Below are 6,468 nucleotides of genomic sequence, written 5' to 3' on the forward strand. Positions count from 1 at the left end.
CTCGTCCCCACAACACTTCGTGGCCGCCCCGCGCACCCCCGATGCGGGGCGGTTGGACAGGGAGATACGAGAAGGTGGCAGCACCGAAGAAGGGCCGCAGGTCCTCCGGGTCACAGGGCAGGCCCGGGCGCGCCTTGGCCGTCATCCTGATCGCGATCGTGGCGCTGACCGCGGGCATGTTCGCCTCCGGCCACACCACGCCGCGACTGGGTATCGATCTCGCGGGCGGCACCAGCTTCACGCTGGAGGCCAAGAACCAACCGGGCAAGCCCAACGCGATCAACACGGACAACATGAACACCGCCGTGAGCATCATCGAGCGGCGGGTCAACGGTCTGGGCGTGTCCGAGGCCGAGGTCCAGACGCAGGGTGACAAGCACATCATCGTGAACATCCCCAAGGGGACGAACGCGAAGCAGGCCCGGCAGCAGGTCGGCACCACCGCCCAGCTCTACTTCCGCCCGGTGACGACGACCACCAGCGGCGAGAAGACCCCCGACCCCGGCTCCACCCCCAGCCCGTCCAGCAGCGCCGGCGGCAAGGGCGGCGACAAGGGCTCCGACAAGGGCGACAAGGCGTCCGGTACGCCGTCGGCCTCCTCCTCGGCCTCCACGTCCTCCTCCGCCAGCCCCAGCACCCAGGGGCGGGCCCTCTCCGAGGGTCTGAAGGCCGACAAGACGCCCAGCGGGTCCGCGAGCCCCACGCCGTCGAAGACCCCGAAGGCCGACCCGTCCAAGGGCGCCTCGGACTCCACCAGCCAGCAGGCCCTGGCCAAGCAGTTCGCGAACCTGGACTGCACCACCAAGGCGGGCCGCGCCGCGGCGGCCGAGAAGGCCGCGAACGCCAAGCCGACCGACTCCGTGCTGGCCTGCAGCGAGAAGGGCGACGCCAAGTTCATCCTCGGCCCCTCCGAGGTCGAGGGCACCGACGTGGACGACGCCTCGGCGGTCTTCGAGAGCCAGAACGGGGCGGGCTGGATCGTCCAGCTCGACTTCAACAGCAAGGGCTCCAAGAAGTTCGCCAAGACCACCGGCGAGCTCAACAGCAAGCAGTCCCCGCAGAACCGCTTCGCGATCGTCCTGGACGGCGCGGTCGTCTCCGACCCCGAGGTCACCCAGGGCGCCATCACCGGCGGCCGGGCCACCATCTCCGGCGGCTTCACCCAGCAGAGCGCCGAGAACCTGGCCAACGTGCTGTCCTACGGCGCGCTGCCGCTGTCCTTCGACATCGCCGACGAGACCACCGTCTCCGCCGCGCTCGGCGGTGAGCAGCTGGACGCCGGTCTCATCGCGGGCGCCATCGGCCTCGCGCTCGTGGTGATCTACCTGGTCGTCTACTACCGCGGTCTCGCCCTCGTGGCCATGGCCAGCCTCGGCGTCTCCGCGATCCTCACGTACACGATCATGGTGCTGCTCGGCCCGGGTATCGGCTTCGCGCTGAACCTGCCGGCGGTCTGCGGCGCGATCGTGGCCATCGGTATCACCGCCGACTCGTTCATCGTCTACTTCGAACGGATCCGCGACGAGATCCGGGAGGGCCGCTCGCTGCGCCCCGCCGTCGAGCGCGGCTGGCCGCGGGCCCGGCGCACCATCCTGGTGTCCGACTTCGTGTCGTTCCTGGCCGCCGCGGTGCTCTACATCGTCACCGTCGGCAAGGTGCAGGGCTTCGCCTTCACCCTGGGGCTGACCACGCTGCTCGACATCGCCGTGGTGTTCCTCTTCACCAAGCCGCTGATGACGATCCTCGCCCGCCGCCCGTTCTTCGGGAACGGCCATCCGTGGTCGGGTCTGGACCCCAAGCGCCTCGGGGTCACCCCGCCACTGCGCCGCCGCCGTCCCGCCGCCCCCGGCCCCGCCGACACGAAGGAGGCGTGAGATGTCGCGACTCGGCACTCTCGGCGCCAGGCTCTACCGAGGCGAGGTCGGCTACGACTTCGTCGCCAAGCGGATGATCTGGTACGGCATCTCGATACTGATCACCATCACGGCCGTCGTCGGCCTGGCGGTGCGCGGCCTGAACATGGGCATCGAGTTCTCCGGCGGCGCGGTCTTCACCACCCCCAGCACCAAGGTCTCCAGCACCGACGCGCGCCAGGCGGCCGAGGAGGCGGCCGGTGGCCACACCGTCGTCGTCCAGGAGCTCGGCCGCGGCGGTCTGCGGATCCAGATCAGTGAGCTGGGCACCAAGGAGGCCCTGCCGGTCCAGGAGAAGCTGGCCGAGGAACTGGGCGTCAAGACCAACAAGATCGACACCCAGCTGGTCGGCCCGAGCTGGGGCGAGCAGATCGCCAGCAAGGCGTGGCAGGGTCTGGCGATCTTCATGGTGCTGGTGGTGATCTATCTCGCCATCGCCTTCGAATGGCGGATGGCGCTGGCCGCCCTGATCGCGCTGATCCATGACCTCACCATCACGGTCGGTGTCTACGCGCTGGTCGGGTTCGAGGTCACCCCGGGCACGGTGATCGGTCTGCTGACGATCCTCGGTTATTCGCTCTACGACACCGTCGTGGTCTTCGACGGTCTCAAGGAAGCGTCGAAGGACCTCACCAAGCAGACCCGCTTCACCTACAGCGAGGTCGCCAACCGCAGCCTCAACTCGACCCTGGTGCGGTCCATCAACACCACGGTCGTGGCGCTGCTGCCGGTCGGCGCGCTGCTGTTCATCGGCGGCGGCGCGCTCGGCGCCGGCATGCTCAACGACATCTCCCTGGCGCTCTTCGTCGGCCTCGCCGCCGGTGCGTACTCCTCGATCTTCATCGCGACCCCGCTGGTCGCCGATCTGAAGGAGCGCGACCCGAAGATGAAGGCCCTGGCCCAGCGGGTCAAGGCCAAGCGGGCCGCGGCGGCCAAGGCCGAGAACGCCGACCCGGCGGCCGAGGAGGGCGATCCGCGCGACCTGGAGGACGCCGCCGCGACCCCCGCCGGGGTCGTCGGCCAGCGCCGCCAGCCCGCCTCCCGCAACCGGGGCCGGGGCCGGCCCTCGGGCAAGCGGCGCTGAACGGGCGAGGGGAGACCGAGATGACCGAGACGGCCAAGACCACGACGGGCAGTCCGGACGGATTCGGCGGCGCCTCCGCCGAGGAGCTGCGCGCGCTGCTGCTCAGCCGGATCCAGGACGTGCCGGACTATCCCAAGCCGGGCGTGATGTTCAAGGACATCACCCCGCTGCTCGCCGACGCCGCCGCCTTCGGCGCGCTGACCGAAGCGCTCGCCGAGCTGTGCGTCCGGTACCGGGCGGACAAGGTGGTGGGCCTGGAGGCGCGCGGCTTCATCCTCGCCGCCCCGGCCGCCGTCCGCGCCGGCATCGGCTTCGTACCGGTCCGCAAGGCCGGCAAGCTCCCCGGGGCGACGCTCGGCCAGGCGTACGAGCTGGAGTACGGCACCGCCGAGATCGAGATACACGCCGACGCGCTGGAGCCCGGCGACCGGGTGCTGGTGATCGACGACGTGCTGGCCACCGGCGGCACCGCCGAGGCGTCCCTCCAGCTCATCCGGCGGGCCGGTGCCCGGATCGCCGGGGTCGCCGTACTGCTGGAGCTGGGCTTCCTGGACGGCCGCGGCCGGCTGCTGGGCGCGCTCGACAGCGCCCCGCTGGAGGCCCTGATCACGGTCTGAGCGGATTTTCCGGGCCCCACGGGCCGGGGACGGCCCGCTACGGGCCACAGGACGACCGCCGGAGGGCGGGGAGCGGCGCACACCGCCGCTCCCCGCCCTCCGGCGTACCGGCTCCCGCCCGCCGTCCGCGTCCCTCCTCACGGCCCTTTCGCGACGACGAGGACGGGCGAGGGCCACGCCGCAGGTCGGGCGGGGAGGGGGCCGTCAGGCACCGGCTTGTGGCGGTCGAGAGGCAACCGGAGTGGCGGGATCGATACCATGGCAGCCCGACCTCTTGAGGTCCGGACCGCTTGAGGAGTGCTCTTGCCAGACGAGGCCCAGCCGCTCTCGCCCACAGCCCGTCCGGGCGGAACCCCCTCCGCACAGCCGGACGCGCCCACCGCCGCCGAGCAGACGGCGGCCTCCGGCGTGCCCAGGAACAGCGGTGACGGCCCGGCCCGGCGCGGCCCCCAGCAGACGAACCCGAAGCCCGCCACGGGCCGCGGCAGCGCCCTGCCCGCCACCACGCCCCCCGCGCGCCCCGTGCAGAGCCCCGCCCCCCGCTCCGGCTCCTCCAACCGCGTCCGGGCCCGGCTGGCGCGCCTCGGCGTCCAGCGCTCCAGCCCGTACAACCCGGTGCTGGAACCGCTGCTGCGCATCGTGCGGGGCAACGACCCCAAGGCGGACGCCTCGACGCTGCGCCAGATCGAGCGCGCGTACCAGGTGGCCGAGCGCTGGCACCGCGGCCAGAAGCGCAAGAGCGGCGATCCGTACATCACCCACCCCCTCGCGGTGACCACGATCCTCGCCGAGCTGGGTATGGATCCGGCCACGTTGATGGCCGGGCTGCTGCACGACACCGTCGAGGACACCGAGTACGGCCTGGACACCCTGCGCCGTGACTTCGGTGACCAGGTCGCCCTGCTCGTCGACGGCGTCACCAAGCTCGACAAGGTCAAGTTCGGCGAGGCGGCCCAGGCCGAGACCGTGCGCAAGATGGTCGTCGCCATGGCCCGGGACCCGCGGGTGCTGGTCATCAAGCTCGCCGACCGGCTGCACAACATGCGCACCATGCGCTACCTCAAGCGGGAGAAGCAGGAGAAGAAGGCCCGCGAGACCCTCGAGATCTACGCCCCGCTCGCCCACCGCCTGGGCATGAACACCATCAAATGGGAGCTGGAGGACCTCGCCTTCGCGATCCTCTACCCCAAGATGTACGACGAGATCGTGCGGCTGGTCGCCGAGCGGGCCCCCAAGCGCGACGAGTACCTGGCCGTCGTCACCGACCAGGTCCAGGGCGATCTGCGGGCGGCGCGGATCAAGGCGACCGTCACCGGCCGGCCGAAGCACTACTACTCCGTCTACCAGAAGATGATCGTGCGGGGCCGCGACTTCGCCGAGATCTACGACCTGGTGGGCATCCGGGTGCTCGTCGACACCGTCCGCGACTGCTACGCGGCGCTCGGGACCATCCACGCGCGGTGGAACCCGGTGCCGGGGCGGTTCAAGGACTACATCGCGATGCCCAAGTTCAACATGTACCAGTCGCTGCACACGACGGTCATCGGGCCCAGCGGCAAACCCGTCGAGCTGCAGATCCGCACCTTCGACATGCACCGCCGCGCCGAGTACGGCATCGCCGCGCACTGGAAGTACAAGCAGGAGGCGGTGGCCGGCGCCTCCAAGGTGCGCACCGACGTGCCCCGCAGGGCGGGCAAGGACGACGCCATCAACGACATGGCGTGGCTGCGGCAGCTCCTGGACTGGCAGAAGGAGACCGAGGACCCGGGCGAGTTCCTGGAGTCCCTGCGCTTCGACCTGTCCCGGAACGAGGTCTTCGTCTTCACGCCCAAGGGCGATGTCATAGCGCTTCCGGCCGGGGCCACCCCGGTCGACTTCGCCTACGCGGTGCACACCGAGGTCGGCCACCGCACCATAGGAGCCCGGGTCAACGGGCGCCTGGTCCCGCTGGAGTCCACCCTGGACAACGGCGATCTGGTGGAGGTCTTCACCTCCAAGGCGGCCGGCGCCGGGCCCTCCCGCGACTGGCTGGGATTCGTCAAGTCGCCGCGCGCCCGTAACAAGATCCGCGCCTGGTTCTCCAAGGAGCGCCGCGACGAGGCCATCGAACAGGGCAAGGACGCGATCGTCCGGGCGATGCGCAAGCAGAACCTGCCCATCCAGCGGATCCTGACCGGGGACTCGCTGGTCACCCTCGCCCACGAGATGCGCTACCCCGACATCTCCGCGCTCTACGCGGCGATCGGCGAGGGCCATGTCTCCGCGCAGAACGTGGTGCAGAAGCTCGTCCAGGCGCTCGGCGGCGAGGAGGCCGCCAACGAGGACATCGCCGAGACCGCCCCGCCCATGCGCAGTCGCGCCAAGCGCCGCTCCAGCGCCGATCCGGGCGTCGTGGTCAAGGGCGTCGAGGACGTCTGGGTCAAGCTGGCCCGCTGCTGTACGCCGGTCCCCGGGGACCCCATCATCGGCTTCGTCACCCGCGGCAGCGGCGTCTCCGTGCACCGCGCCGACTGCGTCAACGTGGACTCGCTGTCCCAGCAGCCCGAGCGCATCCTGGAGGTCGAATGGGCACCCACCCAGTCGTCCGTCTTCCTGGTGGCCATCCAGGTCGAGGCGCTGGACCGGTCCCGGCTGCTGTCGGACGTCACCCGGGTGCTGTCCGACCAGCACGTCAACATCCTCTCCGCGGCCGTGCAGACCTCCCGTGACCGGGTCGCCACCTCGCGCTTCACCTTCGAGATGGGCGACCCCAAGCACCTGGGCCACGTCCTGAAGGCCGTGCGCGGCGTCGAGGGCGTGTACGACGTCTACCGGGTCACCTCGGCCCGCGCCCGCTGAACCGGCACAGGCGGCG

4 protein-coding genes are annotated in these 6,468 nt (G+C 70.8%); all 4 read left to right on the top strand.

Annotated elements, in window-relative coordinates; genetic code table 11:
* Nucleotides 1-74: 74 nt before the first annotated feature.
* The 4 genes from secD to AXW62_RS03705 all read left to right on the top strand — a co-directional run bounded on the left by secD (nt 75) and on the right by AXW62_RS03705 (nt 6,452).
* Nucleotides 75-1,874 (top strand): protein translocase subunit SecD, encoded by a 1,800-nt coding sequence (secD, locus tag AXW62_RS03690; RefSeq protein WP_060943218.1) that lies wholly within the window; start codon nt 75-77, stop codon nt 1,872-1,874.
* 1 nt (nt 1,875) lies between these two features.
* Nucleotides 1,876-2,997, top strand: a complete 1,122-nt coding sequence (secF, locus tag AXW62_RS03695; RefSeq protein ID WP_060943219.1) for a protein translocase subunit SecF — start codon at nt 1,876-1,878, stop codon at nt 2,995-2,997.
* A 20-nt stretch (nt 2,998-3,017) separates the two neighbouring features.
* Entirely contained in the window at nt 3,018-3,614 is a 597-nt protein-coding gene (locus AXW62_RS03700) for an adenine phosphoribosyltransferase (protein WP_236259067.1), read from the top strand.
* Nucleotides 3,615-3,917: 303 nt separating this feature from the next.
* Nucleotides 3,918-6,452 (top strand): RelA/SpoT family protein, encoded by a 2,535-nt coding sequence (locus AXW62_RS03705; protein ID WP_060943220.1) that lies wholly within the window; start codon nt 3,918-3,920, stop codon nt 6,450-6,452.
* Nucleotides 6,453-6,468: the final 16 nt, after the last annotated feature.

Source organism: Streptomyces hygroscopicus subsp. hygroscopicus, from assembly GCF_001553455.1.
GTDB lineage: Bacteria > Actinomycetota > Actinomycetes > Streptomycetales > Streptomycetaceae > Streptomyces > Streptomyces hygroscopicus.

Excerpts from the sequence above, each read along its gene's own strand:
- AXW62_RS03700 (WP_236259067.1), top strand. The coding sequence starts at position 3,018 with ATGACCGAGACGGCCAAGACCACGACGGGCAGTCCGGACGGATTCGGC.
- secF (WP_060943219.1), top strand. The coding sequence starts at position 1,876 with ATGTCGCGACTCGGCACTCTCGGCGCCAGGCTCTACCGAGGCGAGGTC.